This window comes from Amycolatopsis sp. SID8362 (assembly GCF_010550475.1).
Lineage (GTDB): Bacteria > Actinomycetota > Actinomycetes > Mycobacteriales > Pseudonocardiaceae > Amycolatopsis > Amycolatopsis eburnea.
On sequence record NZ_JAAGNB010000615.1, the window covers coordinates 1 to 2,151 of the forward strand.

Below are 2,151 nucleotides of genomic sequence, written 5' to 3' on the forward strand. Positions count from 1 at the left end.
CCGGCGACGTGCGCGGCGGCGAGTTCGCCGATCGAATGCCCGGCGACGAAGTCCGGCCGGACGCCGTGGTGCTCGAACAGCCGGAACAACGCGACTTCGACGGCGAAGAGCGCGGGCTGGGTGTAGACGGTGCGGTCGAGAAGCGTGGTGTCGTCGGCGAAGACGACCGTCTTGAGTGGACGGTCCAGGTGCGGGTCGAGGGCGGCGAAGACCTCGTCGAGGGCGGCGGCGAAGACCGGGTCGGCGTCGTAGAGCGGTTCGGCCATGCGGGCGCGCTGGGAGCCCTGGCCGGTGCAGAGGAAGGCGAGCTTGCCGCCCGGGACCCGGACCGCACCAACCCCGTGCTCGGCCAGCGCTTCGAGCGCGTCGAGATCACCGGCGGCGATCCCGGCGCGGTACTCGAAGCGGGTGCGGGCGGCGAGAGTCGCCGCCACCCCGCCGAGCGGCAGGTCCGGGTGCTTGCGGAGGTGTTCCCGCAGCTCACGGGCTTGCCGCTGGAGCGCGGCCGGGGTCTTGGCGCTGAGCACCCACGCCGAACCCGCGCTGTCCGTCACCGCTTCGGAGCGCTCGGGAGCCTCCTCCAGGATCGCGTGGGCGTTCGTGCCGCTGATGCCGAACGACGACACAGCCGCTCGCCGGACCCGCTTCCCCGCGGGCCAGGCGACCGGCTCCGTCGCCAGGCGGACCGCACCCGAGGTCCAGTCCACGTGCGGCGTGGGCTCATCGGCGTGCAGCGTCTTCGGCACGATCCCGTGCCGCATGGCCAGCACCAGCTTCAGCACGCCGCCGATCCCGGCCGCCGCCTGGGCGTGGCCGACGTTCGACTTCAGCGACCCGAGCAGGACCGGCTCCGCACGGTCCTGGCCGTAGGTGGCCAGCACGGCCGAGGCCTCGATCGGGTCACCGAGGACCGTACCCGTCCCGTGCGCCTCCACGACGTCCACATCGGACGCCGTCAGCCCCGCGTCCGCCAGTGCCGCGCGGATCACCCGGCGCTGGGCCGGGCCGCTCGGGGCGGTGAGGCCGTTGGACGCGCCGTCCGAGTTCACCGCCGTGCCGCGGACCAGTGCCAGGACCGGGTGGCCGTGGCGCCGCGCGTCGGACAACCGCTCCAGCAGCACGACCCCGGCGCCTTCCGCCCAGCCGGTGCCGCCCGCGTCGGCCGAGAACGCCCGGCAGCGGCCGTCGGCGGACAGGCCGCCCTGCTTGGCGAACTCGACGAACATCCCCGGCCCGGACAGCACCGCGACCCCGCCCGCGAGCGCCAGCCCGCATTCGCCCGCGCGCAGCGACCGCACCGCCAGGTGCAGTGCCACCAGCGACGACGAGCACGCCGTGTCCACTGTGATCGCCGGGCCTTCCAGCCCGAAGACGTGCGCGACGCGGCCGGAGATCAGGCTCGGCGTCGTCCCGGTCAGCAGGTGGCCGTCCTCGGCTTCGTGCAGCCGCGGGCCGTATTCGTGCGAGGTCGCGCCGAGGAAGACGCCGTCGCGGTGGCCGCGGACGGTCTCCGGGCGGATGCCCGCGCGTTCGTAAGCCTCCCACGCCGCCTGCAGTACCAGCCGCTGCTGCGGGTCCATCGCGAGCGCCTCGCGCGGGCTGATGCCGAAGAACGCCGGGTCGAATTCGGCCGCGCCGGTCAAGAACCCGCCGTCGCGGACGGCGTCGCTGTCCCAGCCGCGGTCCGACGGCGGCGCGGACACCGCGTCCCGCCCCGAAGCGACCAGCTCCCAAAGGTCTTCGGGCGTCCGGACGTCACCGGGGAACCGGCAGGCCATCGCGACGATGGCGATCGGCTCGTCCGAAGACGACACCGCGGCGGTGAAGTCCTCTTCGGACTCTGCCTCGCCGGCGAGGTGCGCGGCCACCGCTTCGGGCGTCGGGTGCTCGAACAGGAGCGTCGCCGGCAGCGCGCGGCCGGTCGCCTCGGCGAGCCGGTCGCGCAGCTCGAGGCCGGTCAGCGAGTCGACGCCGAGGTCGCGGAAGCTCCGCGCGGGGTCGACGTCGGCCGCGGACGCGTACTCCAGCACCGCCGCGACCTCGGCGCGCACCAGGTCGAGTGGAGCGAGCGGGTCCCCGGCTCCGCGTTCGGGGACCCGCTCGGTGACCGGGCCGGCGGTCAGGATGTCCCGCCGGTCCGGTAGCCAGTAG

1 pseudogene is annotated in these 2,151 nt (G+C 74.7%); it reads right to left on the minus strand.

Annotated features, from left to right (window positions below):
* Positions 1–2,060, minus strand: a pseudogene (locus tag G3I65_RS18925) (beta-ketoacyl synthase N-terminal-like domain-containing protein); the annotation flags it as partial.
* Between the last annotated feature and the right edge of the window lie 91 nt (positions 2,061–2,151).